26 protein-coding genes are annotated in these 26,828 nt (G+C 41.8%); 24 read left to right on the top strand and 2 right to left on the bottom strand.

What is annotated here, in order from left to right; all coding sequences use genetic code 11:
* Positions 1-154 precede the first annotated feature (154 nt).
* From FFR60_RS04615 to dagF, 24 genes are all read left to right on the top strand, one after another.
* Entirely contained in the window at positions 155-1,501 is a 1,347-nt protein-coding gene (locus tag FFR60_RS04615; protein ID WP_137663242.1) for a CHAP domain-containing protein, read from the top strand.
* 195 nt (positions 1,502-1,696) lie between these two features.
* Positions 1,697-3,841: an ATP-dependent helicase gene (locus tag FFR60_RS04610; protein ID WP_137663241.1), complete on the top strand. Its 2,145-nt coding sequence runs from the start codon at positions 1,697-1,699 to the stop codon at positions 3,839-3,841.
* A gap of 25 nt (positions 3,842-3,866) precedes the next feature.
* On the top strand, positions 3,867-4,304 hold the full coding sequence (locus FFR60_RS04605) for a GNAT family N-acetyltransferase (protein ID WP_137663240.1): 438 nt from the start codon (positions 3,867-3,869) through the stop codon (positions 4,302-4,304).
* Positions 4,305-4,331: 27 nt separating this feature from the next.
* Positions 4,332-4,718 (top strand): C-GCAxxG-C-C family protein, encoded by a 387-nt coding sequence (locus FFR60_RS04600; RefSeq protein ID WP_137663239.1) that lies wholly within the window; start codon positions 4,332-4,334, stop codon positions 4,716-4,718.
* Positions 4,719-4,881: 163 nt separating this feature from the next.
* On the top strand, positions 4,882-5,298 hold the full coding sequence (locus tag FFR60_RS04595) for a hypothetical protein (protein ID WP_137663238.1): 417 nt from the start codon (positions 4,882-4,884) through the stop codon (positions 5,296-5,298).
* 234 nt (positions 5,299-5,532) lie between these two features.
* Positions 5,533-7,146, top strand: coding sequence for an FAD-dependent oxidoreductase (locus FFR60_RS04590; RefSeq protein ID WP_137663237.1), 1,614 nt, complete (start codon positions 5,533-5,535; stop codon positions 7,144-7,146).
* Between the two features lie 4 nt (positions 7,147-7,150).
* Positions 7,151-7,501, top strand: coding sequence for a hypothetical protein (locus FFR60_RS04585; RefSeq protein ID WP_137663236.1), 351 nt, complete (start codon positions 7,151-7,153; stop codon positions 7,499-7,501).
* A gap of 86 nt (positions 7,502-7,587) precedes the next feature.
* Positions 7,588-8,097, top strand: a complete 510-nt coding sequence (locus FFR60_RS04580; RefSeq protein ID WP_137663235.1) for a DinB family protein — start codon at positions 7,588-7,590, stop codon at positions 8,095-8,097.
* 446 nt (positions 8,098-8,543) lie between these two features.
* Positions 8,544-10,409, top strand: coding sequence for a BglG family transcription antiterminator (locus FFR60_RS04575; RefSeq protein WP_137663234.1), 1,866 nt, complete (start codon positions 8,544-8,546; stop codon positions 10,407-10,409).
* Entirely contained in the window at positions 10,399-11,439 is a 1,041-nt protein-coding gene (gene ypdE, locus FFR60_RS04570) for an aminopeptidase (RefSeq protein ID WP_137663233.1), read from the top strand. The genes FFR60_RS04575 and ypdE overlap by 11 nt, the downstream gene beginning before the upstream one ends.
* 14 nt (positions 11,440-11,453) lie before the next feature.
* Entirely contained in the window at positions 11,454-11,759 is a 306-nt protein-coding gene (locus FFR60_RS04565; RefSeq protein WP_088934418.1) for a PTS sugar transporter subunit IIA, read from the top strand.
* A gap of 25 nt (positions 11,760-11,784) precedes the next feature.
* Positions 11,785-12,126: a PTS sugar transporter subunit IIB gene (locus tag FFR60_RS04560; RefSeq protein WP_088934419.1), complete on the top strand. Its 342-nt coding sequence runs from the start codon at positions 11,785-11,787 to the stop codon at positions 12,124-12,126.
* A 131-nt stretch (positions 12,127-12,257) separates the two neighbouring features.
* Positions 12,258-13,583, top strand: a complete 1,326-nt coding sequence (locus FFR60_RS04555; RefSeq protein ID WP_137663232.1) for a PTS sugar transporter subunit IIC — start codon at positions 12,258-12,260, stop codon at positions 13,581-13,583.
* Positions 13,584-13,599: 16 nt separating this feature from the next.
* Complete coding sequence (locus tag FFR60_RS04550) at positions 13,600-14,667, top strand: M24 family metallopeptidase (protein ID WP_137663231.1); 1,068 nt, start codon at positions 13,600-13,602, stop codon at positions 14,665-14,667.
* Positions 14,660-15,847, top strand: coding sequence for a MalY/PatB family protein (locus FFR60_RS04545; protein WP_137663230.1), 1,188 nt, complete (start codon positions 14,660-14,662; stop codon positions 15,845-15,847). Before FFR60_RS04550 ends, FFR60_RS04545 begins: the two co-directional genes overlap by 8 nt.
* A gap of 123 nt (positions 15,848-15,970) precedes the next feature.
* Positions 15,971-16,708: a tRNA pseudouridine(38-40) synthase TruA gene (truA, locus tag FFR60_RS04540; protein ID WP_137663229.1), complete on the top strand. Its 738-nt coding sequence runs from the start codon at positions 15,971-15,973 to the stop codon at positions 16,706-16,708.
* Positions 16,709-16,826: 118 nt separating this feature from the next.
* A complete protein-coding gene (locus FFR60_RS04535) occupies positions 16,827-17,438 on the top strand; it encodes a Type 1 glutamine amidotransferase-like domain-containing protein (protein ID WP_137663228.1) in 612 nt (203 codons plus the stop codon).
* 90 nt (positions 17,439-17,528) lie between these two features.
* Entirely contained in the window at positions 17,529-20,348 is a 2,820-nt protein-coding gene (locus FFR60_RS04530) for a sigma 54-interacting transcriptional regulator (RefSeq protein ID WP_137663227.1), read from the top strand.
* 92 nt (positions 20,349-20,440) lie between these two features.
* The gene (locus FFR60_RS04525; protein ID WP_137663226.1) at positions 20,441-20,848 is read left to right on the top strand and encodes a PTS sugar transporter subunit IIA; all 408 of its coding nucleotides are present in this window, start codon (positions 20,441-20,443) and stop codon (positions 20,846-20,848) included.
* A 12-nt stretch (positions 20,849-20,860) separates the two neighbouring features.
* Entirely contained in the window at positions 20,861-21,358 is a 498-nt protein-coding gene (locus FFR60_RS04520; RefSeq protein WP_088934427.1) for a PTS sugar transporter subunit IIB, read from the top strand.
* 79 nt (positions 21,359-21,437) lie between these two features.
* Positions 21,438-22,190, top strand: a complete 753-nt coding sequence (locus FFR60_RS04515) for a PTS mannose/fructose/sorbose/N-acetylgalactosamine transporter subunit IIC (protein WP_088935923.1) — start codon at positions 21,438-21,440, stop codon at positions 22,188-22,190.
* Positions 22,190-23,041: a PTS system mannose/fructose/sorbose family transporter subunit IID gene (locus FFR60_RS04510; RefSeq protein ID WP_171004866.1), complete on the top strand. Its 852-nt coding sequence runs from the start codon at positions 22,190-22,192 to the stop codon at positions 23,039-23,041. The genes FFR60_RS04515 and FFR60_RS04510 overlap by 1 nt, the downstream gene beginning before the upstream one ends.
* A 19-nt stretch (positions 23,042-23,060) precedes the next feature.
* A complete protein-coding gene (locus FFR60_RS04505) occupies positions 23,061-24,152 on the top strand; it encodes a DgaE family pyridoxal phosphate-dependent ammonia lyase (RefSeq protein WP_137663225.1) in 1,092 nt (363 codons plus the stop codon).
* Between the two features lie 12 nt (positions 24,153-24,164).
* Positions 24,165-24,911 (top strand): 2-dehydro-3-deoxy-phosphogluconate aldolase, encoded by a 747-nt coding sequence (gene dagF / locus FFR60_RS04500; protein WP_137663224.1) that lies wholly within the window; start codon positions 24,165-24,167, stop codon positions 24,909-24,911.
* Positions 24,912-24,958: 47 nt separating this feature from the next.
* On the opposite strand, the gene FFR60_RS04495 is transcribed toward dagF, so the two are convergent.
* Both FFR60_RS04495 and FFR60_RS04490 read right to left on the bottom strand, forming a co-directional pair.
* Positions 24,959-25,729 carry an ABC transporter permease gene (locus tag FFR60_RS04495; RefSeq protein WP_137663223.1) on the bottom strand — a complete coding sequence of 257 codons (771 nt, stop codon included), beginning with the start codon at positions 25,727-25,729 and terminating at the stop codon, positions 24,959-24,961.
* The gene (locus tag FFR60_RS04490; protein ID WP_088934432.1) at positions 25,722-26,639 is read right to left on the bottom strand and encodes an ABC transporter ATP-binding protein; all 918 of its coding nucleotides are present in this window, start codon (positions 26,637-26,639) and stop codon (positions 25,722-25,724) included. The genes FFR60_RS04495 and FFR60_RS04490 overlap by 8 nt, the downstream gene beginning before the upstream one ends.
* Positions 26,640-26,828: the final 189 nt, after the last annotated feature.

Genomic DNA, 26,828 nt, shown 5'->3' with positions numbered 1-26,828 from the left:
TATTTTTACGCAACGTTTCAAAAATTTTAAAAAATATTTTGAAATGTATTTGTAACATTTCTTTTATATGCGTGATATATCACTATGTTAGAATTACATCTGACGTTATGCGATCTATAATTTTAAATCAACATAATAGCCGGAGGAATAATTAGTGAAAAAGAGTTTATTATCAGCATTGTTAGTTTGTACAATCGCTGTATCAGCAGTACCAAGTATTGCTTTAGCCGATAATTATGATCAACAGATTCAAGAAAAAGATCAAAAGATCAGTGATTTACAAGGAAAACAATCCGATGTTCAAACACAAATTGACGGATTAACAAGTGAAATTGCAACAGTTAGCGAAAAAGTTAAAGACTTAGAAGCTAAGCAAGATCAATTGAATAAAGATACAATGAAATTACAAGAAAAAATCGCTACTTTAAAAGTACGTATCGCAAAACGTAACGAAGTAATCAAAAGCCAAGCCCGTGATACACAGGTGAAGGGCCAAGCTACTAACTATGTTTCTGCAGTTTTAGAAGCAGATTCATTATCTGATGTAGTCGGACGTGTTCAAGCGATGTCAACGATGGTCAAAGCGAACCATTCATTGATGGAGCAACAAAAAGCCGATGAAAAAGCGGTAGAAGAAAAAGTTAAAGACAACGAAACAAAAGTTGCTGAAATTCAAACGAATCAAAAAGAATTAGAAGCGCAAAAAAATGAGATTGCTAACAAACAAGCTGAATTGAATGTTGTAAAAGCAAACTATGCTGCAGAACAAGCAACAGCTGAACAAGACAAATCTAAATTGAAGAAACAACAAGAAGAAGCCAAAGCAGAACAAGCGCGTGTCTTGAAAGAACAGCAAGAAGCTGCAAAAGCACAAAAAGCTGAACAAGAACGTCAAGCACAAGAAGCTGCGAAAGCCCAAAAAGCCTTCGAAGAATCTCAAGCCAAAGCGGCTAAAGAACAAGCTGAACAAGCCAAAGCATCTGCTGAAAGCTCAACTTCAACCGAAGCTTCATCAAGTGCAAGTGAAGAAAGCTCAACTTCATCTTCTGCAACAACTGAACCAAAAACTGAAACAAGTTCAACAGACGATACAAAAACACCAGAGCCTACACCTCCAATAAATACAGGTGGAAACAAAGTGGATCACACTGGTTCAGGTAATATGTATGCAGTAGGTCAATGTACTTGGTACGTTAAAAACGTTGCACCTTGGGCTGGAACTTACTGGGGTAACGGATGCCAATGGGGCGCGTCAGCAGCAGCTGATGGCTTCCAAGTAGACGGCTCGCCAGCAGCTGGTTCGATCGTAGTCTTTGCACAAGGTCAATCAGTTGGAACATGGAATGCTGATCCTTCATACGGACACGTTGCTTATGTTCAATCATACAATGCTTCAAACAATACAATCACTATTACTCAAGGTGGTATGGGCTTCCCAACACCAACCGGACCGAACACTGCGACATTGAGCGCAGCCGGCTTACAATATATTCATCCATAAGAAATAAGCAAAATAGTTTCCGAGAAATCGGGAACTATTTTTTTGCTTTCATTCGTTAACTAAATAATCATAGGACGGCCAGTATAAATTAATTTTGTACTGGCCTTTTTCCACGTGCGTGGGAATCACTATCAAAGTTGAGAAATTTCGGTATAATGGACAAGTATGATTTTTTACATAGAGGAGATATTTTGCATGCTTACAAAGCTTTCAAATTACATAAAATCAGATCTAATCGAAGCAGATACAGAAGTAGATGATCAAGCGAACTTGCAACAGTTGATTGCTAATAATGGCGGCAATCAATTTAGTGAAGAGCAGCTGGCGGCGATCCGTTTTCCAATGCAGACACATCTGCGGATTATTGCCGGAGCTGGAAGCGGGAAGACGCAAACTATTTGTGCTAAAGCAGCTTATTTAGTATTGGCAGAATCGGTTGATCCAAAGACGATCATGATGTGTACTTTTTCCCGCAAAGCAAAGCTGGAGATGGAAGCGCGTGTCAATAAATACTTAGGCGGCTATGCTCGTGTTAAAGTTCAAACATTTCATGGCTGGTTCAATACAGAATATAATGAGTTAATTCGTCAGAAACCGGATCTGAAAAAATGGGGGATCGAAGGCGAGATCGATGAGGAGCAATATTATCAAACGGTGAATCAATTGATCAAAAAATATCGTTTGTATAATTTTGACAAGCTGGATGAACGAACGCTTGCTTCGCGAATCAGCTATTGGCGCAATATGGGGTATTCCGATGAAGAGATGGTTGAGCTTGTCGCAAAGCACTTTGATGCGCAGGAGATTCTTCTAAATAAAAAGTTGAGTACGGTTTTTCAGCAGTTTTTAACAGAACTGGCGACAATAAAGAAGGCGCAGCAGTTTATCAATTTCGATGACATGCTGTTTAATTTGAAATTAATGCTGGAAAACGATACGTCTGCTCGCAAAGCTTTGCAGGAAAAATATCGCTACATTTTTATCGACGAGTTTCAAGATATCAATCCGCTGCAAAAGCAAATCGTGGCTCTGATTTGTCCGCCAGATAAACAGGCTCCGCAGAAAAATGCTGGCAAATTGATCATTGTTGGTGATGATGATCAAAGTATTTACTATTTCCGTGGCGCAGAACCTGGGTATATCAAAGCATTCGAGGAAGAATATCAGCAGACGTCTTTGAAACTGATGACGAACTACCGCTCGGATGCACCAATCGTGGAAGCAGGAAATCGATTGATTCGCTACAATACCCACGACCGTTTAGAAAAAACGATGACAGCCTTCAAAACGACAACAACTCATGATTGTTACGGGATCAGTTTTCCCGATGACGAGGAAGAAGCTGCTTGGATCGGGCAAAAAATTCAAACGTTGGCAAATAAAACGCCAATGGCCGATGGCAGTCCAGATTATCGTGATACGATGGTCCTATACCCAACTCGGGTGCAATTGCGATCTTTGCTGAAGCAATTAAAAAAGCAAAAGGTTCCGTTTGTCACTCCATCGAACGATGATTTATTGGGAATTTTTGAGTTGCCGTTGTTTAAGACGCTCTTCCAGCAATTAGAAATGCTGGATTCTGCAACAACGATCCAGCAAAAAAATGAGGCGTTGAAAAAAATCATTCAGCAATATGCTTTTTTTCACTTTATAAAATTTGGTGTCAGCGCTAAATTTAGCGAGGAGCTGTTTCGTAAGAATAAATTCAAGATCAATGATTTGGTGGCCTTTCTGATCAGCGAACGCAATCTTTCTCAACATGCTCAAAATCAAGCGAAGGAATTCTTTAAACAGATTTATTTGTTTTATCAGCGCCGACAATTGAGTCTTGCTTCACTAGCCGAGGCATTATTAGCAACGCCGAAATTCCAAAAAGATTTGAGTGAGGAAGAGACAGAGTGGCTGCGTAAAGAGTTAGTTGCGGCAGGTGATTGGCCGGGACTATTAGAAGCGTATCAGCAGGCGAGTCAGCAAAATCAAGGGATGAAAAAGCGCTTGAAGGACTACGACCAGGAAAAATTGAATGCTGTCTATTTACTGTCGATCCATGCCAGCAAAGGATTAGGCAAGAAAAATATTTTCATTAAGGGTGTTTATCAAGATGCGCTGCCGAATCATCATACGGTCAAAATGACCGATTGTGATCTGCAAAAGGCAAAAGAAGAAGCGGCTCCGCCTACAACGATCGAAGAGCAGCGTCGATTGATGTATGTCGCTATTACACGTGCCAAAGAAAATCTATATGTCACTTACCCAAAAACGGTCAATAATAAAGCAACCGAACCGTCGTCTTTCTTGAAAGAAGCAGGATTGACCATCAAAGAGGTTTCAAAAAAATAGTATAATAGAAGAAACAGGAGGAGCTATGACAAACTTGAGATTAGAAGTAGGCCGTGACAGCGATTTACGAGCAGCCAGCAGTTATATTCGAATGCGCGTCTTTGTATTGGAAAAAAAGATCGCGTTGGCTGATGAGTTTGATCAGAATGATACTTCTGATACTATTTACAGCGTCCTTTTTGATGGATCGCGTCCTGTTGCGACTGCTCGTTTGTTGATGGAAGATACCGAAACTGCACGGATTGGTCGTGTGGCAACAATCGAGGAGTATCGTGGAAAACAACTAGGCAGTCGAGTAGTTAGGGCTTTGGAAGATTTAGCCAAGACCCAAAAGTTTAAACAGATTTTGATTCATGCGGAATTGTCAGCAGCAGGATTCTACGAAAATTTAGGCTATCAAAAAAAGGGCGAGCCCTATGAAGAAGATGGCGTACCTTGTATTACATTGGTAAAAAATTGTTGAGACAGTTTACCGAAAGGATGGAGGGACATGAATCATCAAGAACAAGCAAGAATTTGTTTTCAGGCTGGCCGCAACTGTTGTCAGGCGGTCGTCGGTGCTTACTGTAAGGAAATAGGAGTCGATCAGGAAGAGGTAGACGCACTTGCGAGTAATTATGGCGGCGGAAACTATCAGGGCTTGTGCGGGGCATTAGCAGGCACGTACATGGTAGCCAATTATTTAAAGGGATCACCTGATGTGGATGATCCGGCAAGGTGCAAAGATGATGAGGCTGGCAAACTCCTAGTTGAGCTGACGCAGGACTTTGAACGAGAATGTGGTTCGTTGTATTGTACACAGCTGCTTGGAAAAAAGCCGTGTGTTGACTATGTTCAAGCAGCGATGGAGATTCTGGCGGATAATTTAGCTGAATAGAGGAGGATCAGTTATCAGAAATGATGACTGGTCTTTTTTTATTCAAAATTAAAAATAGAAAAGATTAAAAAAGGATTTGTAAACTAAAAAGCATTATGTTACGATTTTCACTATTGAAAGAGAAGTGCATGATTATACGGTTATTGGAGGATTAATACATAGGATGAGTATTTCAACGTTCGAAGAAATCAAAGAAAATCTTGTGAATTACTTGTTTAAATGGAGAAAACAGATTGCCAGCGGGTTGATGATTTTAGCGATCCTGCTTTTTTTGACGATTATTAACAGGGTGACGCCTAATAATTGTGCTTGGCTGCAGGGCGGTTGGACTGGTGAGGCGGTCGGGTATTCCTTCAAAGCTCAAAATAAAAATTTTACTGATTGGACGATCAAGTGTGACGGTGCCACAATTTTGAAACATGCTAGGGTAGCCGTCAATTCGAATAAAAAAAGAGTGATTATGACCGATGATGGAAATAACATCGAGTATCACGCAATCAGAACAGGTCGTAAACAATTGAAATTAAAAATAGTGAGCGGCGGGAAAACGACAAATCTACGGGAACTAAAGAAAAAATAGGCAAAGATCAATCATCAATTGAAGATGATTGATCTTTTTTGTGTTGGAGAACAATTCTTTGCCGGTATTTCATAAAAATAGTAGTATCAAGAAAGGAATAGGAGTTCCTCTTTTCACAGTTTGTTTAGTTCAAAAGTTAGGTCAAAATTTTAAGCCGATTATCGCCACACATGTTTAGAAAAATGATATACGGCTTGAAAATAAATTCTTTAAATTGAAAAAGGAGAGATTATCGTGAAATTTGTAGTTATCGGCGGAGTAGCAGGCGGCCCTTCATTTGCTACGCGCTTGCGTCGTTTGAATGAAGAGCATGAGATCGTGATTTACGAACGTGGGGAGAATATTTCCTACGCCAGCTGTGCGTTGCCCTATTATTTAGGCGGCGTGATTGAAGACTTAGATTCGTTGATTGAACGGACACCTGAAATTTTGAAGGTGAAGAATAATATCGATGTCTTTACGACCCATGAAGTACAGGTGATTGATCCAGACAAGAAGCAATTGGTTGTTGAGGATTTAAAAACTGGTGAAAAGACAACGACTAATTATGATAAGTTGATTATTTCTGCTGGGGCTCGACCAGTATTGCCGCCGATCAAAGGAGCAAGTGAAGCGGAGAACGGTTTTGTTTTGCGAAGTGTCACGAATGCGGCTGAGATTAAAACGTTTATGGATGCCCATGAGCCAAAAAATGTGTTAGTTATAGGTGCTGGGGTGATGGGCTTGGAATTAGCCGAAAACTTTAAACATCGCGGGATGGACGTAACATTAGTGGATCAATTGCCGCAGGTCGCTTTTCCTTATGATGAGGAGATCGCGGATTTGATTTATGATAAGCTGATCGAAAATGGATTGCAGGTTCGTTTAAGTACCCACGTTGAAGAGATTCGCAAAGCAGGGAAAGAGGTTGTTTTATCAGACGGCACGAAGCTTGATACCGATATGATTATTTTCGCGACAGGGGTAGCGCCAAACAATGAAGTGGCAAAATCTGCTGGAATCGAATTATCAGACGACGGGCAGATCATCGTTAATGATCAATTAGAAACAAACGTACCAGATATTTATGCGATCGGTGATATTATCAAGACAACGAGCGTGGTTACAGGTCTAGCAACCTCCAGCATGTTATCCAGTGCGGCAAATCGTCAGGGGCATATGCTGGCGGATATGGTCAATGGCACACCGATGCGCTATCGCGGTTATATTGGTGCAGGTGTTGCGAAAATTTTTGATTACACTGCAAGCTATGCGGGTATGACCGAACATGCGTTGAAGGCAGCAGGCATCACAAATTATAAATCTGTATTTGTTACCCCCTTCGATCACGCATATTTTTATCCAGGCGCTACACGCTTGAATCTGAAAATTATTTTTGACGCGACGAGCGGAAAAATTTTAGGCGGGCAGGCTGTTGGTGAAAAAGGTGTGGATAAGCGCATGGGTGAATTATCGGTTGCGATCACTGGGAATCTGACTGTTTTTGATTTGCCGGATTTGGAGCTGCCGTATTCACCGCCCTATTCAACAACGCGCGATCCATTGAACATCGCCGGTTATGTAGCAATCAATCAAATGACCAATGTGGTAGAAACAATCAAGGCAGCGGATATTCCAGCAGAAGATCTGAAAAATGCCTTCTTCCTAGATATTCGCGAACCAGATAAGGCAACGGCCGGCAGTATTGAAGCGACCAAGAACATTCCGATGAACGAGCTGCGCGATCGGATCAACGAAATTCCAAGAGATCGCAAAGTTTATATTACCTTTAGAAAAGGGTTGAATACCTATACTTCCGCGCGTATCTTGGCTGGCTTTGGTATTCCTGCGATTTTGATTGAGGAGTAAGGCGATGAATGAATTTAAACAGGTATTTAATAAAGCACAGCAGTTTTTGATTTTACAAGCGTATATTGATTCACAGCTTTCAGAAGACGAGTTGATGAATTTTACTTTGTTGGAAACAGTGGACGAAATTCCTGTGGTTTTCTATTCGGCAGGGGTAATGCTGATTCAGCCCAAAATTGATTTGGATCAGTTTACGCATGTGTTTTTTCCAATCTATAAGCTAGAAATCCAGCGCAAAGAAAATGATTTGGAGATCCTATTGCCAGAGCAAACATTGTTTTTCCATTTTGATCAGCTAGATGAAGCAGAGCAAGTCGCTAATGATCTCGTTTATTTATATACGAACGTCGAATAGTTGCTCTTAGAAAATCCCCGTAGTAAAGTGAGGAGAGAGACTATTTTTTTAATGAGGATCACCATACGAACTAGGAGGATTTTAAGATGGAGAACACGCAATTTGCAATGGAAATGTTGGATCGTGCGCAGGAACGTTTTGAGGATACCTTTGACCAGATGACGACAGAAGAAGCCAATCAAATGCCAGCGCCTTTAATCAAATCAGTGGTATGGTTAATGTGGCATACAGCGCGGGAATTGGATATGCAGATCTCGGAACTAAATGGCACGGAGTATCTCTGGACAAGTGCCGGCTGGTCAGAAAAATTTGCCTTAGACCTGCCAGATGATACTGAAGATTATCGTCACACACCAGAAGAAGCGGCAAAGGTTATTGTAACGGATCGACAATTGGTTTTAGACTATTTATCTGACAGCATAGCTTTTACGAAGCAGTATTTGAATAAAATCGATGAAAGCAGTCTTGCCGATGTGATTGATACTAATTGGAACCCACCGGTAACACGTCAAGTCCGGATCATTTCAGCGATCGATGATGCGGTGATGCACTCGGGGCAGGCGGTGTATACTAGAAGAATGGTTATTGGAAAATAAATATTGTAAAGCAGATCTTTCGTGAAGAGAGGTCTGTTTTTTTGTGCTCAAAATTCAGTTTAAAAAAAAACGGTGAATTTAAAGCATTGAAGAAGGATGAAAACAATCTTTTAGTTTAATGGTTTATAAAGCTTACTAATCTATTAAACTTATCATTTTTATTGTGGTGGCTATACACGGTTGATACAATTCTTAAAACGTCTACTTCAAGCTAGCGTGATTTTTCTAAACAGACACGTTTTTCACAGTTGGCTGGAAAAAGTGCAACTTTTCTAATTGAAAGGGTTTTCTTATACTGAGGATGTAAATGATAACGCTTGCCGAAAAATTGCTGGTCAACTTATCTAGCTGCTTAGTGAGAAAGATAAATGAAGCAAAACGTGTAGAGGACAATTTTATTCAACGATAAATAATTATTCCTTATTAAGGAGAAAGGAGAGACGAGGATGAGAGAGGTACAAATACTGACAGCGTTAAAAGAGAATGACTACTTAAAAATTGATCAGCTGGCAAAAAAGCTCGGTGTTTCCTCTAGAACAATCCGAAATGATCTGCAGGGCTTAGCAGAAATGCAGCAGGGCTTTACGATTGAACGCTCCGCTAAATTAGGCTGCCGCTTGATCATCACAGATGAGGAAAAGTTCTCCGCTTATCTGGCCGGCTTTTCTGAGACGACGATTGAAATGCAAAAGGATCGGCTGGAATCTTTATTGAGTCTGCTTTTGATCAATGAAAATTATCAGACCGTCACTCAATTGAGCGATGAACTGCTCGTCAGCGGCAGCCAAATCAAAAAGGATCTTTCCAAGCTTGAATTATATCTTAAAGGCAGTTCCTTGATTTTGGAACGGAAAGCTCATTATGGGATTCGAATCATTAGTGAATTGAAAAATCGACTGCTGCTTCTGTTGGATTGTTATCAAAGAGGCAATGTGAAACTACTGGAAAAATTGGAAGCGGCCTTCACCCGTGAGAAGCAACAGCAGGTAAAAGACAGTCTGTATCATTTGATCGGCAGGCATAATTGGGAGATCGATTATGTGGAGTTTCGAAGACTGGAAGAAGAGCTGTTTTTACTATTACTGATCGAAAGAAAAAATACGCAGACTGAGATTCCAAAATCCTTTTTAACAGAAGTTCTTCAGGAGACGAGCCTTTCGGTACCCCTTCAAAAAGAAGTCCATGATTATTTTGAAGCCAGCTTGTTAGCCAAAACAAAGAAGCTGGAAATACTCAGCAACAAGCAAATGCTGAAGGAAGAGATCACGAACTTTTTTCAAGCGATGGACAAACAGCAAAAGACGCATTTTTCAACCGATCAAGAATTTATTGATCTTGTTTATCTTCATGTAGCGGCGCTGATCGAGCGCTCTCGCAAGGAAGTGAACTTCAGCAATCCTTATTTAGAAGATATCAGTAAAGACTATCCCGTGATTTTCAATTTTGCTGTGATGTTTTCAAAATGGCTGGAGGAAAAATTTGAATTGAAAATCACATCTGGCGAAATCGGCTATCTCGCGACCCACATGACCGTGCCCTATCATAGGTGGCAGCAAAAATTGATCGAGAACATTTATCGGATCGCGGTGGTTTGCTCGTCTGGCGGCGGGATGGCCTATTTGGTGGAAATGAAATTGAAGAGGATTTTTCCAAGGGCGAAGATTCAGACCTTTTCAATGTTTGAAATCGAAAAAATTCAAGACTATTATCCTGATTTGATTTTTTCAATTATTGAATTAACGATCGAAGTCGATTGTCCCGTGATTTTGATGAGTGAGATTCAAAGCGAGCTGGATTACTTAGAGGTGAGTGAAAACCTCAGCCTGCTAAAAATCGACGAGAACTTTTCGGTGGAGCGAGCCTTTTTTGAATTATTTTCCGAAGACTTGTTTCGGATTGAAAAGGATCGTGTTTATTCCGATATTTTAGCGGGACTGGCAGAGCAAGTGGAACAACAGGTCGGCTTTGAAGGCTACAAGGATTCGTTGGTGGAACGTGAGAATTATCTATCGACGATTTACCAAAACGGAATTGCAATTCCCCATCCGCTGGTGATGTCTGGCAAAGAAAATCGTGTTGCGGTGTGTTTGCTGCCAGAAGGGGCGAATGAGACGGACCGAGCCGTAAAAATTATTTTTATGGTTTCGCTAAAGGCCGAGCAATTAGATATCCATCAAATTATTTCGAAGGAACTAAGCAAGCTGATGAATCATCCGGCGGCGATCAACGCATTAATTGAAAGCAAGGATTACCACGAATTTTACTATACATTAAAACGAGTTTTAGGAAGAAGGAATCAGAATGAACATTGAGTTTTTGAAAAATCTCTCCAACGCTGACGGTATCGCCAGCAATGAAAAGGAAGTTCGTCAAACGATTTTAGCCGAGTTAGCGGAGCTGCCTTACGAAAAAAGGACGGATGGACTTGGCAGCTTGATTTTTACTAAAAAGGGAAAGAGTCCCAAAAGCATTATGATCTGTGGGCATATGGATGAAGTCGGCTTCATGGTTCGCAGCATCAGCAATTTAGGATTGATCCATTTAATGGTTGTTGGGGGAGTCAAGCCGATAGCCCAGCATTTGCAAAAAATTCGGATCACAACCTTTGATGGAAGAAAAATCAGCGGCGTTATCAACGGCGAATATCGCGATGGCAAGACAGAAAATCTATACTGCGATATTGGCGCAACGACAGCAGAAGAGGTGGCAGACTTAGGAATTGAAGTTGGCAACATGGCTTGTTACGCGACTGACTTCGAAGAGTTTGCGGTGAAGGATATTTATGCCGGAAAAGCGTTAGATGATCGTTTGGCCTGTTTTGTGATGGGCGAGCTGATGAAGAAATTAGCGCAAACGGAGCTGCCTTTGACTGTTCACTTTGCCAATACCAGCAGTGAAGAAGTTGGGATTCGCGGAGCTAAGACAGCCGTTCAAGCAGTGAATCCAGATATTGTTTTCGTGATTGATGTGGCGACGTTTAGCACCGAATTTGTTCGCGATCACACCAATCAGCGGCAAATTGGCAAAGGTCCGATTTTGACACACTTTGACCGAACCTTAGCGCCGAATTTGGAAATGGTTCATTACGTGAAGGAAACTGCGAAAAAGCAACATATTCCATTGCAGCTGGATATGTTCAATACTGGTGGTACCGATGGCGGTGAAGCCCATAAAGTAAATGAAGGGAAACCGACTGTCGTAACGATCTTGCCAGTCCGCTATGGACACTGTGCTTATTCGATCGTAAATAAGCAGGATGTACAGCAAATGATTGATTTATATGAAGGGCTAATCAAAAATTTTACGGAAGAAATGTATCACCGCATGGTGGATTTCATTTAGAGGGGATAGACAACATGACAAAAGAAGAACAAGAAATCGTACAACTGATCTCGATCGCTGGCGAAAGCAAAGCAAAAGCCTTCGAAGCGTTGAAATGTGTAAAAACCAAAGAGTTTGATAAGGCAACAGAGTTAATCGCGGAGTCGCGGAATTTAGATTTGGCAGCGCATAATATTCAAACGGATTTGATCAGCCGCGAATTGAATGACGAGGTCGAATCATCAAATGTCGGTTTGCTGATGGTCCATGCTCAGGATCACTACATGACCAGTCAATTAGCTAGGGATTTAATCGAAACATTGATTTCAGTATTACAATAAAAAAATTATAAAGGAGATAGATGTCATGAAAATTTTATTATGCTGTGCTGGGGGCTTTTCTACAAATATGCTGATGCAAAATATGCGCAAGGTGGTTCAACAAAGCGCCAAATTGAAGGATGAGGATTTCGATTTTACTGCGATTCCCGCAGATTCCATTGAAAGCCAAATCGATGGCTGGGATATTGTTTTAGTCGGACCGCAAATCACTCACAAAATTGATTTCATCAAATCGATTCTGGACCCACGAGATATTCCTTACGCTGTGATCGATAAAGATGTATATGGCCAAATGGATGGTGCGACCGTGATGAAGCTGGCTTTAGTTACTCATAAGAAACATCAGTTAGCGAAACAATCAATTTAACCAGAAGAAATGTCCATTCTGCTTTTCCATGCCAGAGATGTTTATTTGGAAAAAAGCAGAAGGACATGTGCGGTGAAATTCAAATCTATTTTTCTTGAATCGATTTATTAATATGAACTAGGAGGAGCATTATGTTCGCAAAATTTGAGGCTTTTATGAACCGTTACTTCGTCCCGTTAGCGCACAAAGTTGATAATCAACGACATCTGAGCGCCATCAAAGCCGGGATGGTTGCTATGACCCCATTTACTATTCTAGGAAGTTTCTTTGCTATTTTACCTGCCTTGCCGAATATGTTGGGAGAATCCAACGCATTCAGCCAATTTATTTTGAATAATGCAGAGCTATTTAATCTGCCGGTGACGTTATCGACTGGCTTGATCGGACTTTATGCCTGTGCAGCGATCTCGTACAACTTGGGCAATCACTACAAACTGTATATTCCAGGTGCAGTGACTTTATCACTTTTCGGCTTCTTATTTATGACAGCGATCTTTGATGAAAATGGGATGCTGGATATTACCAATTTTGGAGCTAAAGGGTTATTTACGGCGATGTTTGTCGCGTTGATCACAGTTGAATTATACAACTTCTGTAAAAAACACAACATGACGATTCGAATGCCAGATGGGGTGCCGGACTTTGTTTCTAAATCCTTTGAACTTATTCCAGTAACGTTGCTGGTGGGTGGTACGTTTATTCTAGGTCGTTTTGCCTTGATGCAAACTGCCGGAGAGCTTCCTCCAACGATTTTGACTCGTTTCCTATCACCATTAGTCGGATCAATGGACAATCCATGGTCAGTTTTGGCGTTGAACTTCTGTATTTGCTTGATCTTCTTCTTTGGGATTCATTCATCGGTGTTCAGCCCAATTACTCGTCCGATCATGGTGGCCTTTATCGCAGAAAATATCACAGCCTTCCAAGCTGGACAACCGATCCCGCATTTTTACACAGCGGGAGCATCTAGTGCCTTCTTTGGATTTACTGGCTGCGGAATTTCAATCGGCTGTATAGTAGCATGTTTGTTTTCAAAATCAAAACGTTACCGTCAAATCGGGAAAGTCTCTCTGTTTCCAGCTTTGTTCGGGATTAATGAACCCATCTTGTTTGGTGCACCGATTATTTTAAATCCATTGATGTTCGTTCCTCATGTGTTTGGCGGGGCGATCATTGGGACACTGCCGATGTTCTTTATGCATTGGGGCTGGTTAAACAAACCGATCTTTGATCCGCCATATGTGGGCGTATTCTTAGAAGGCTTCTTGACGAATGGAGACTGGCGGACAATTTTAGTCAATGGGCTGCAATTAGTTCTGGCGGTCGCAATCTATGTGCCATTCTTTAAGGTCATGGAACGGAATGAATTGAAAGATGAAGCGAAGAAAAAAGAACAGAAAAATATCTTTGACCAAGGGGATACAGATATTTTGGACGGCTTAGATCTAGACTTCTAGAATTGGAGTGCAACTGATGAGAATTAAAAAGTTACAGCAGCTTCTAAAGGAATCAGGCAAGGATGCTATTATCATTAAAAACCGCGAGAATAAAAAATATTTTGGTTCATTAGGAGGCAGCGGCATCTATTTAGTTGTCACGCCTTCTGCTCGCGTACAGTTTTTTGATGGACGGTATCGACAAGAAATCAAAGATTTGACGAAGGACTTTGAAAATTTCGAGGTTCCGCAAGGCAGTTATCTTCCTGAAATAATCACTTGGCTGTACCAGCAGGGGATTAAAAAGCTTGCGATCGAAGCAAATGGCTTGTCGATCCAAGAATATCGCGAGTTCTCTGAAGCATTTGAGGTAGCGATTTGGTCAAGCCAAATCCAAGAACTGCGGGCCATTAAATCGCCAGAAGAAATTCAGCTGATCAAAGCTGCTTGCGTGATGACCGATGAAATTTTTGCGGAATTACTGCCGGAGATCAAAGTCGGCATGGGTGAGAATGAGCTGGGTGCCTTGATTCATTACCTTGCGTTGAAAAAAGGTGCCTCTGCAATGGCCTTTGATCCAATCGTTGCCAGTGGTCCGCGCAGTGCCTTGCCCCATGGCCGGCCAACTCAGCGGAGCTTTGAAGCAGGTGATTTTATCACGATTGATTTTGGTATCGTTTTGAATGACTATCAATCAGACATGACGCGGACGGTTGCTTTAGGTGAAGCCAGCCAAGAATTAATGACGATTTATCAAGTCGTCAAAGCTGCACAGCAGGCGGCGGCTGATTTTATTCGCGAAGGAGTCACGGGACAAGAAGTCGATGCGGTCGCGCGAAAAATCATTACTGAAGCAGGCTATGGCGAATATTTCAGTCATGGCTTGGGACACGGTATCGGTATGGGCGGCGATGTGCCGATCTTGAATCCGAAGAGTCAAATGGTTTTAAAGGAAAATATGGTAATGAGTGTTGAGCCGGGCATCTACCTGCCAGGCATTGGCGGTGTGCGGATCGAAGATGATGTCATGATCCAAAACGGTGTCGGCGTTGCATTGAACCAAACAACCAAAGAATTAGTGAGCGTGGGTGAAGGCTATGTATAATTTAGATAAAATCATCGACCGAAAAAAAGGCAATGCCCGCAAATGGAGCAATCAGGTATTAAAGGAAAAATTTGGACTGAACGAAGATGCGATCCCGATGGATTTAGCCGATATTGATTTTGAAGTCGCTCCGGCGATTCAACAGGCGTTGATGAAACGAGCAAGTATCGGTGATTACAGCTATTCATATGTACCGGATGAGTTTTATGATGCGGTGATTGATTGGAATCAGCGACGTTACGATACCCACGTTGAAAAAGAATGGATCAAGCTGACCTTTGGAACGGTGTCGACTTTGCATTATATCGTGCAGGCTTACACGGAAAAAGGCGAAGGCGTCATGATCAATACTCCTGCCTATGATCCTTTTGCGGAAGCGGTGGAGCATAACGAACGAAAACTGTTCTGCAGCTCATTGATCAATCGCGACAATCGCTATTATCTTGATTTTGCGGATATGGAGCGTCAAATGAAGGAAAATGATATCAAGCTGTTCATTTTTTGCAGTCCGCAAAATCCTTCCGGTCGAATCTGGACCAAAGAAGAGCTTTTCCAACTAGCAGAATTATGTATTCGCTATGATGTTCTTTTGGTCTGTGATGAGATTCATCGGGATATCGTCTATAAGAACCAGACCTTCACTTCGATTTGGAATGCACATCCAGAAATTTCTCAGCATAGTGTTCTGTGCCTGTCGCCTAATAAAGGATTTAATCTCGGCGGACTGAAAACGTCTTATGTGGTGATTCCAAATCCTGAAATCAGAGAAACGTTGCTGACTCAATTGCAAAAAAATTCGATTACTTCGCCCCATGTTTTTGCTGTGCCGGCAATCGTTGCGGCCTATAATGAAAGTGAAGCTTGGCTGGATGAAATGATCGACTATGTGGAGGAAAACATGCAGCTCATTTATGATTTCTTTGCGGAAATTCCCGAAGCCAAAGTGATGCCGGCTGAATCATCCTTCTTAGCGTGGATCGATGTCCGCAATTGGTTCAAGGATGAAACAGAAATGCAGGAATTTTTCCGTCGCGCGAATTTAACGATGGTGGTCGGCAGCTATTTTGTCCAAGATGGCGAAGGCTTTGTCCGCTTGAGTATCGGAATGCCGCGCGAATTATTGTTAGAAGCATTAAGCCGCATCAAAAAAGAATACAGCAAGAAAATTGAATATGCATAAACTTATTGAAAATCAGCGCACTGCAGCCAGTGTTCTGGTTTTCTTTTTGCCCTCTTCACTAGAGCATCGCGGACTTCTGTGGTAAAGTGAGTCAGTGTGAAACTTTAGAGGAGGCATGAACCTATGCGAAATATTAAATTAACGATCGAATACGATGGCAAACGTTATCTTGGCTGGCAGCGTTTGGGGGACTCAGAAAAGACGATCCAAGGGAAAATTGAAAGTGTCATCAACCAGATGACTGGCGAAAAAATCGAGATTATCGGTTCTGGTCGGACCGATGCGGGAACGCATGCTAGAGGTCAGGTAGCGAATTTCAAAACGAATTCAGAAATGTCACGAAATGAAATGTTGGCTTTCTTTAATCGCTATTTACCCGGAGACATCGTAGTGAAAAAAGTGGAAGAAATGCCGGAACGCTTCCATGCCCGCTATAACGTGAAGGGAAAGCAATACAGCTATTATGTCTGGAATGATCCGATCCCGACGGCTTTTGAACGGTATCGCAGTTTTTATGTTCCAGATAAGTTAGATCTGGATAAGATGAACCAGGCTTGCGAACGCTTGCTTGGCAAACATGACTTTATCGGTTTTTCAGCACTGAAAAAGACCAAAAAATCAACGACACGGACGATCGAAAAGCTTTCGATTGAACAAGAAGGCAGCATGCTGCGTTTTACCTTTGTCGGTGACGGCTTCTTGCACAAAATGGTACGAATCTTGATGGGAACTATTTTGGCGATTGGTTCAGGCAAGCTGTCGTTAGATGTGATCGATGAAGTGTTAGAAAATAAAGTTCGAGCAGAAGCCGGAGAAACGGCACCGGCGCAAGGACTGTTCTTGGACGAAGTACATTATTAAACATGAAACTGATTTTGACTCCCGCCGAGTTCAGAATCAGTTTTTTTGCGGGTTCATTTATCTGGTACGATATAATGAAAATGTCTGAGGAAATTCTTAAAGAAACGAGGGAACGACGATGAAGAAAATATTTTTAGTTTCGATGTTTCAAAATGTTTCGGGATTGTTGAAATCAGTTGAAGAGGTAAAAGGAAAGACGGTGACTTTTATTCCTACTGCCAGTAAGGTAGAAAAGCTCGGCTTTTTTGTAAAAATCGGTAAATGGGCGCTGCGCTTCAGCGGAATGAAGGTGGAGGAGTTAGATATTTCCACAGCATCTTTTGAGCAGGCCAAAGCTGTCTTAGTCAAGAATGACATTATTTATGTGGCAGGCGGGAATACCTTCTTCTTATTACAGGAGCTGCGAAGAAGTGGGGCGGATCAGCTAATAATTGAGGAAGTAAATAAAGGCAAGCTCTACATCGGGGAATCGGCAGGCGCAATCGTGGCATGTCCGGATATCGGCTATTCCTCGATAATGGACGATCCGCAACAGGCTCCCGAGTTAACCGATTATAGAGGTTTAGGGATCGTCGATTTTTATGTAGTGCCTCATTATCAAAGCCGAGAATTTAAAGCGGCCGCAGAAGAAATCGTTCAAAAGAATCGAGAACAGAAAAAGCTAGCGGTGATCAATGATCATCAGGCTGTTTGGGTTCGGGGGAATACTAGTGAAGTATTAGGTAAATGAAGAGGACTCTTTGCGAAGACTAAAAATTGTATTGCTTTCTACCTCGCTAGATGATAAAAACAAGCTAATAACTCTTTGAAGGGGAATACTATGCGAATTGATAATATTTATGAATGCCTTTATAAATTTCATCAAGCAAATGAACTGGTTCTAGGAAATTTAAAAGGCTGTACAGTGAAGGATATTTGCCAGATGACGGATTATGCGCGAACGGCCGTCAGTGAAGATCTCTCTAAATTAACCAATAAACATCAAGTGATCAAAGTAAAATCACGTCCCGTCTTATTTTTTGCACGTCCCGTTTTAGAGAAAGCCTTCTTCTTTTCTCCTTCCAAAGATGAATATGCTTCAATCGATCATTTGGAGGCGGAAATTCGTCAAGAAGTGGAAACAAAAGAACGGGTCAAACACGAGCTGCGCAATAATCCATTTTCAAAAGTGATCGGCTATGATGGCAGCTTGGCGGACAGTATCAAAAAATTGAAGGCCGCTGTTTTATATCCGCCTAAGGGTTTGAACATTATGCTGACAGGTGAATCCGGTGTAGGAAAAACCTTATTAGCAGAACACTTGCATCAGTTTTTCGAAGCAAAAACCGAGACAAAGGTGCCCTTCATCTACTTTAACTGTGCGGAATATTTTAACAATCCAGAATTGTTGACCTCCCATTTATTTGGATATAAAAAGGGCAGCTTTACCGGGGCTGACAGTGATCATCAGGGCTTAGTAGAATTAGCCGATGGCGGTTTTTTCTTTTTAGATGAGGTACATCGATTGACGAATGAAGGGCAGGAAAAACTGTTTACGTTGCTGGATAAGGGCTATTTCACCCGGATGGGAGAGGCTGAAAAGCAGCGGCATGTAGCAATCAAGTTTATTTTTGCGACGACCGAAGAATTAGAAAAAACGTTTTTGAAAACTTTTTTGCGGCGGATTCCGGTAAATTTACATATCCCAAGCTTGTCCAATCGTTCGATCAAAGAAAAAATTCAATTGATCCTGACCTTTTTTATGGAGGAGAGCCAAGGAATTCAAAAGGATATTTTTATTTCCTATAATACGCTGAAGTATCTTGTTTTTTCTAAATATAAGGCTAATGTAGGCGAGCTGAAGTCAGAGATCCAGTTTATTTGTGCGCAGGCTTACTTGGACGCTATTGATTATGAAACGCAGGAGCTGACTATTGATCTGCCGCTGGGGCTGCTGGATGAAAATACAGTTGATACTAAGGACATCGTTGTCTTGAACGAGTATGTTCCTAGCGGAGGAATCAAGATTCGGCATGATTATTTTTATCCTCATGTGGAGCAGCTGCTGCAAGTCAAGGATAAGCAGAATGACCGCTTTTATAATTTTCTGTTAAAAGAATATGCGGATCTAAAGAATGTCAATATCTCTTCAAAAGATGCTGTGGCGATGATGCAGAACAAAATGGATCAGCTCTATGATATGGATTTATTTAATCAGTCCATTTCAAAAGAGCATGACATCGATGAACAATTCTACAGCCAAATTAATCAGATCATCCAGTACATTGAACAAGAACTGGCTATCCTTCTGCCGGAAAATTTGAAAAATGTTTTAGCGGCTCATATTTATTCCAGCGTGTTTTATTCTGCTCAGATCAATGAAGACTTTTTTGATCTGACCAAAAATATTTTTTCTGGAAAAATCGAAAATTACCAACTGGCAGAGAAGATCGTTTTGTATATTGAGAATTATTTTGCCTTGAAGCTGCCGAATACGGAGATCATTTTTTATGATTTGTTTATTCGTAAAATCAGGTCGGCGGATCGGCGCTATGAGCTGGATGAAAAATGCGGCATTGTCGTAGTAGCTCACGGAAGCGCGACGGCCTCTAGTATGGTGGAATATACGAATGTTTTATTTTCCACCAGCTTGATGAACTCGGTCAATATGCCGATCAATCAATCGGTCGAAGAAACTCTGGATAAAGTTCGCGCGGTCGTTCGTAAAAACGGCTATAGCAAACTGATTCTAATGGTGGATATTGGTTCGTTAATTTATTTTGGCAATGTAATCAGCAAGGAATTTCAAATCGAAGTACTCTTGATCAGCAATATTAATTTACTGACATTGCTGGAGGTTGCGCGAGAAGTCATTTATGAGTCGACGAAGTTTGATTATTTGCTGCCGGTTTTAAAGGAGAAGAATCATAAGGCGCTTATCTGCCGCAAAGGAAATTTTGAAGATTCCAAAGTATTAGTGATTTCCTGTTTGACCGGATTAGGTACGGCGTTGAAGATTGAAAAATTATTATTAAACACATTTCCGCAAGAGCTTTTGACGAATGTCCGAATTGTCACGCTTGAGAAAAAAGAGCTGGAAGATCTCAGCCGCCTGCTTTCCTTTGTTCATGAAGATGAGAAGCTGGTGGGGATTATTGGGACTGTGAAGACCGAGATTCCTGATATTCCCTTTGTTTCTTTGGATAATTTGCTTTCGGATCAAGGGATTCGCTTAGTTTTTCAAATGCTGGGTTTTGATTTAACGAAGGATGAGAATCAGGCGGTCTTGAAAAAAGTTTCGGCTAAATATATTCAAGGCCTATCGATTGAGGCTATCACAGACCTATTGAGCATCTTGAATCCTAAAAGCATCACGATCGAATTATCCAAAATCTATTCGGATATCTGTATGCAGACTAAAAAGAAAAGTGATGAAAAACGACTCTTGCGATTTATCATTCATTGCGCGTGTATGATCGAACGGCAAATCCAACATCCGGAATATGATCATACCTCGTATGAACTGTCATATCGTGAGCTGCCAGAGCTGGCATCTGTCATCAAGATGGCCTTCAGACCGATCGAAGTGTCATATAATGTCGTCATTCCGCCGCTGGAAGTGAAGTATATCTATGAGCTGCTGTTTGAAGTCAATGTTTAAACCGCGAGAAATAGCCCTTTTGATAAGGGTTATTTTTTTGGCACAGCACTTGCTTTATATAAAAGTGAAAACAACTTGAGGAGTGTGAGGGTATGGAGAAAGAACCAATTTTAATCTTGACTCATAATGGATGGGGCAATGAACTTCTAAAAAGTGTCCAGATGATTGTTGGGGAAATCAGCAATGTGTATGAAGTCGCTTTAAACGCAGAGGATTCGTTGCCGGATTATCTCGAACGGGTCAAAGTGCAAATCGATCAATTGGAATGGAAAGAAAAGTTATTGATTCTAACGGATATCAAAGGAGGCACACCTAGTAATGTTGCTTTGCGGCTATCGAAGGATTATGAGGTCGTAGCAATTTCGGGATTGTGCGCGTCTATGTTGTTAGAGGCGGTAATGAAGCAGGAGGCAGGCGGGTTTAGCCGGGAGTTGGCGCAAGAGATTCATAAAGCAGTAATTGACAGTTGTCAGATATTGGAATTACCAATTAAACAGTAAAGGATGAGTAAAATGTCAAAAATCGTATTAGCCAGAGTTGATAGTCGCTTGATCCATGGTCAAGTTGTTACAAAATGGCTGCAGCAATCCGCAGCTAATGAAATTATTGTCGTCAGTGATGAATTAGAGCAAGATGAATTCCTGCAAAGTATTTATTTGATGGCAGCCCCTCCAGGAGTGGAGGTCATTATCAAAGGAACAGAATCAGTTAAAGGTTTCTGGGAAAATGAAGCGGCGGCAAAAAATACCAAGGTGCTGTTTTTAGTTCCGGATTTAATCACATTGAAGGAAATGGTCGCAGCAGGAATCATCACCGAAGCTATTCAAGTTGGCGGCCTCGGCGGCGGACCGAATCGTAAAAACGTAGTGAAGAATATCAATTTATCAGAAGAGGATGTCGAAATTTTAGAAGGCTTGCTGGCAAAAAATATGGATGTGTACTTCCAAGCGATTCCAGAGGAAACACCAGTGCCGATCCATAAACTAATTGAAAAATATAAATCACTATAAAAACCAGTGTGACCGGAGTTAGTTAGCTGGTGGAAGGCTTTGAAAATAAAAAGATCAATAAAAAAGGAGAGTTTGAATTATGGGTGTTTTAGGTATTTCAATCGTAATGGGCTTATACTATTGGTTTGCTCGCCTGCGTTTCGGGTATACATTCTCGGGAATGCTTTCCCAACCGCTTTCGGCGGCGTTGATAGCCGGGGTTGCGACTGGAAAATTAGCAGAGGCAATGGTGATCGGTGCTGGTATCCAGCTGGTTTATCTAGGTGTAACTTCGACGCCAGGCGGGAATGTTCCTAGTGATCCAGCGTTGGCTTCGGCAATTGCGATCCCAATTGCTTTAGGTGTCGGAATGAACGCGGAGGCGGCGATTGCTTTGGCAGTACCATTTGGAGTGCTGGGAGTATTTATGGATCAGCTTCGCCGGACGGTCAATGCGACTTGGGTTCATATGGCGGACAAATATGCAGAGGAGTTAAATTATTCTGGAATTTATCGCGCAGCCTTTTTATATCCGGCAATGGCTGGTTTTGTGATTCGTTTTCCGTTAGTGTTTGCGGCAAACTTCTTTGGTCAATCGATTGTTAATCAAGTGTTAGATGTGATTCCTGAATGGCTGATGCACGGCTTTGAAGTGATGGGCGGTATCTTGCCGGCTCTCGGATTTGCTTTAACGATCATGGTGATTGGCAAGAAGCATCTGATTCCGTACTTCTTAATCGGTTTTGTGGCAGTTGTTTATTTTGGAGCAGAAGTGATGGCAGTAGCAATTATTGGTGTCTGTGTAGCATTCTTAGTTAGAAACAAGGCGTTAGAAGAGGAGGCGGCTGCATAATGGAACAAATGACAGAAAAAAATGAACAGCAATTAGAGCAGAAGAAAATTACGAAGAAAGAATTATCGCGTTCTTTTTGGATTTATCAGCTAGGCTGTGAGTTATCCAATTCCTATGAACGACTACAAAGCCTGGTCTTTTGTGCTTCAATGATTCCGGCTGTTAAAAAGTTGTATGCCGATGATGAAGAGGCGCAAAGAGAAGCATTGAAACGCCATTTGAATTTCTTTAATACAGAAGGAACGATTGGTTCTTCGATTCAAGGGATCGTGATTGCGATGGAGGAGGAAAAATCCAACGGCGCCGCGATTACAGATACGGCGATCACTTCCATCAAAACAGGATTGATGGGGCCTTTAGCTGGTATCGGAGATTCGATCATTTGGGCGGCGGTTATGCCCTTAATTATTTCAATCTTTATTCCGATGGCTTCTAACGGAAATGCGATTGGCGGGATAGGACCGATCGTGATTTATACCGCGGTTACGATGTATATCAGCTGGCTGTTGATCAACAAGTCTTATACGTTAGGCCGGAATTCGATCTTGAGCTTGCTGAAAGATGGCAAGATCAAGCAGGTGATTTATGCAGCGAACGTTTTAGGAATGATGATGATGGGAGCCTTGAGCGCCAGCTATGTAAATATTGCCAGTCCGATGAAATTCAAAGTCCCTGGCGGCGCAACGATTATTTTACAAGATATTTTTGATCAGATTGTCAGAGGCTTATTGCCGTTGACGGCGGTATTTGCGATTTATTTCTTTATGGTCAAAAAAGGTCCGCGATACGGCATTATTATCGGTACGATCGTTGTGATCAGTATTGTCGCTTCATTCTTCGGACTATTATAAAACTATTGAAGGTGTAAAAATGATCAGCTATGAAAAATTTGGTTTGAAAGAAGTCATCAATGCTTCTGGACGAATGACGATTTTAGGGGTTTCGAAGGTATCAGAAAAAGTGCTGGCGGCGCAACGTTTTGGCGGGGAACATTTTTTTGAGATGAGCAATTTGATGGTTCAAACGGGGAAATATCTCGCGGACTTGTTGAAAACAGAAGATGCCCAAATCGTGTCTTCTGCTTCTGCCGGCATTGCTCAGTCTGTTGCAGCGGTAATTGGAGAAGGCAGTCTTTATCATGTCTACCATCCTTACACGGACAGAATAGATAAAAGAGAGATCATTCTTCCTAAAGGGCACAACGTAGATTATGGCACGCCGGTGGAAGTCATGGTCGAGCAAGGCGGCGGGAAAGTCGTAGAGGTTGGCTATGCCAATATGTGTTCGCCGGAGCATCTTGAAATGATGATAACACCAGCATCTGCGGCGATTTTGTACATCAAAAGCCATCATACGGTTCAAAAAAGTATGCTGAGTGTTGAAGAGGCAGCAACCGTAGCTAAAAAATATCGGCTGCCGCTGATCGTTGATGCAGCTGCAGAGGAAGATCTTTTCAAATACACCCAAGCAGGGGCAGATTTAGTCATTTATTCTGGAGCTAAGGCGATGGAAGGTCCTAGTGCAGGACTAGTTATCGGGAAAAAAGAGTATGTAGAGTGGGTCAGACTGCAAAGTAAAGGAATCGGCCGCTCGATGAAAATCGGCAAAGACAATATCTTAGGCTTTACCCAAGCGGTTGCCGATTATTTAACGAAGGGAACCGAAGCTGGCGAATCAATGAAGCGGCGATTAACTCCGTTTATTACAGCGGTCAATCAAATTGACGGCTTAGAGGCGAAGATTGTTCAAGATGGAGCTGGCCGCGATATTTATCGGGCAAGTGTCAAAGCTGCTGGAGCTAAACCAGCTAAGACGATCATTACTGAACTGAAAGAAGAAAATCCTGCAATTTACACCCGTGAATACCAAGCAAATAACGGAATTATCGAATTTGATATCCGTTCGGTTGATGAACAGGAACTGACCCAAATCGTTCAGCGTCTGCAGGAAATTATGAAGTAAAGGAGAGACGGTATGTCATTGATACCAAATTATTTAGCAGATCGTATTTGCTTAAATGTCTTAGCGAATTCTGTTGAGAATGCCAAAGAATGTTACGAGGCGGCCGAAGGGCATGTTGTATTAGGAGTGTTGTCAAAAAATTATGCTACTGATGAAGCAGCAATAAAAGACATGAAGCTTTATCAAGCAGCAACGAATAACGCATTATCTGTAGGGCTGGGAGCCGGAGATCCTAATCAAAGTCAGATGGTTTCCCGCATTTCTGCGATTCTACAACCGCAGCATGTCAATCAAGTATTTACAGGAGTGGGGACTTCACGGGCACTGTTAGGCCAAAACGAGACAATCGTAAATGGCTTAGTTTCTCCAACCGGCAAAATCGGGTATGTGAATATTGCGACTGGCCCATTGAGTACGACAGCTCCTGAAGCTGTCGTACCGATCGAAACAGCGATTAAATTGCTGCAGGATATGGGCGGCAGTTCGGTGAAGTATTTTCCCATGAAGGGTTTGGCTCACAAAGAAGAGTATCAGGCCGTTGCGAAAGCTTGTGTCGAGCATGACTTTTATTTAGAGCCGACTGGCGGAATCGATTTGGAAAATTTTGAAGAGATCGTCCAAATAGCGGTGGATGCTGGGGTCAAAAAAATCATTCCCCATGTCTACAGTTCAATCATTGCTCCTGAGACAGGAGCTACGAGACCGGAAGATGTCCAAACTTTGTTGGAGATAATGAAAAAGATTTTGAATAATAGCTAAAAAAAGCTGAGTATGAGCAAACAAATTGCTCGTACCCAGCTTTTACTTTAACTTCTCAATCCGCGTCCGCGATCGATCAGATACCAGCACACACTGTAAAGGACAACAATGAAGAGGACCAAGATCGATAGTGAGATGACGATCGATACATCCATGACACCAAGGAAGCCGTAACGGAAACCCGAGATCATATAGACGATCGGATTGATTTTTGAGACTGCTTGCCAAAATGGCGGCAGCATCGAAATCGCGTAGAAAACTCCGCCGAGATAAGTTAATGGCTGCAAAACAAAGGTCGGCACGATGGACACATCGTCAAAGGATTGAGCGAAAATACCGTTCAATAAACCTGCCAATGAAAATAAGATCGAAGTCATCAGCAGCGTCAGTACAACAATCACCCAAGAATAAACATTCAGCGGCACGAAGAACAATGAGATCATCGTAACTAGTGTGCCGACTAAAACACTTCTTCCTAAACCGCCGAAAACAAATCCCCAAATAATGATGTGGGTAGGGACAGGTGCGACTAAGATTTCTTCGATGTTCTTCTGAAATTTTTGCGAGAAGAAGGAAGAAGAAACATTTGCGTAGGAACTTGTGATCACAGACATCATAATTAGTCCAGGTACGATAAATTCCATATAAGAAAAGCCGGCCATGTCGCCGATCCGTCCACCGATCAGATTGCCAAAAATGACAAAGTATAAGGAAGTGGTGATGACTGGCGGCACTAAAGTCTGTACCCAGATCCTTAGATAGCGATTTGTTTCTTTGACTGCCAGACTTTTAAGGGCAGTGAAGTATAGATTAGACATGATTTTCCTCCGTGATTTTAAGGAATAGTTCTTCTAGCCGGTTAGATTTGTTCCGCATGGATAAAACTTTGATTCCTTGATTTGATAATTGTTCGAATAGTTCGTTGATTCCTTGATCACGCACGACTTCGACTTCTAGCGTTTGGTCATCTTCAAAATTATATCGGAAGCCGTTGATCACAGGTTTTGTCTCGTAAGGAGCCAGATCAAAAATAAATGTCTCAAACTGTAATTTTGCCAGTAATGATTTCATGCTGGTATTTTCGATCAGTTCGCCTGATTGGATGATCCCGATATTGCGGCAAAGCATCTCCGCTTCCTCTAAATAGTGGGTCGTTAAAATGATCGTTGTTCCGTTGGCGTTCAGCTCTCTTAAAAAGGTCCACATTTCGCGGCGCAGTTCGATATCTACGCCAGCCGTCGGTTCATCTAAAATCAGCAATTTCGGCTCATGCATCAGTGCGCGGGCGATCATTAAACGACGCTTCATTCCGCCAGACAGCATGCGGGCACGGACGTTGCGTTTTTCCCACAGGTCGGATTGTTTCAAATATTTCTCGCTGCGGATCATCGCTTCTTTTCGCGGTACGCCATAATAGCCTGCTTGATTCACGACGATTTGCTGGACGGTCTCAAAGGGATTAAAGTTGAATTCCTGCGGTACCAATCCGATCTGTTGTTTAGCCATCACTAGATCTTTGTCTAAGTCATAGTCGAAAACTTTTACGTTGCCGGAAGTTTTGTTGACTAAAGAAGTGATGATCCCGATCGTCGTCGATTTCCCAGCGCCATTTGGCCCCAGCAGCGCATAAAAATCGCCTTCCTCTACCGTGAGATCGATCCCCTTTAAGGCTTCCACCCCAGTGGCATAGACTTTTTTCAAATTTTTAATTTCAAGTGCATTGGTCATTTATGCTGTTCTCCTTATTCCTTTTTATGTAGTAGTGTGCCGTCTTTAAAGCAGTAATTTTTTCGTTTGAAATAATTACTCGGCGCAACCTCCTAATTTAGTCCGATTCTTTATTCTATCATTCATTCTGATGATCACAAACCCGAAAATCTTAATTAAGTTCTGAATTTTTTTGATGAAAAGTTGTTT

The sequence above is a fragment of the Enterococcus hulanensis genome, from assembly GCF_005405485.1.
Taxonomy (GTDB): domain Bacteria; phylum Bacillota; class Bacilli; order Lactobacillales; family Enterococcaceae; genus Enterococcus_A; species Enterococcus_A hulanensis.
The sequence above is the reverse complement of the archived record's forward strand: the minus strand, read 5'-3'. Positions and strand labels throughout refer to the sequence as shown.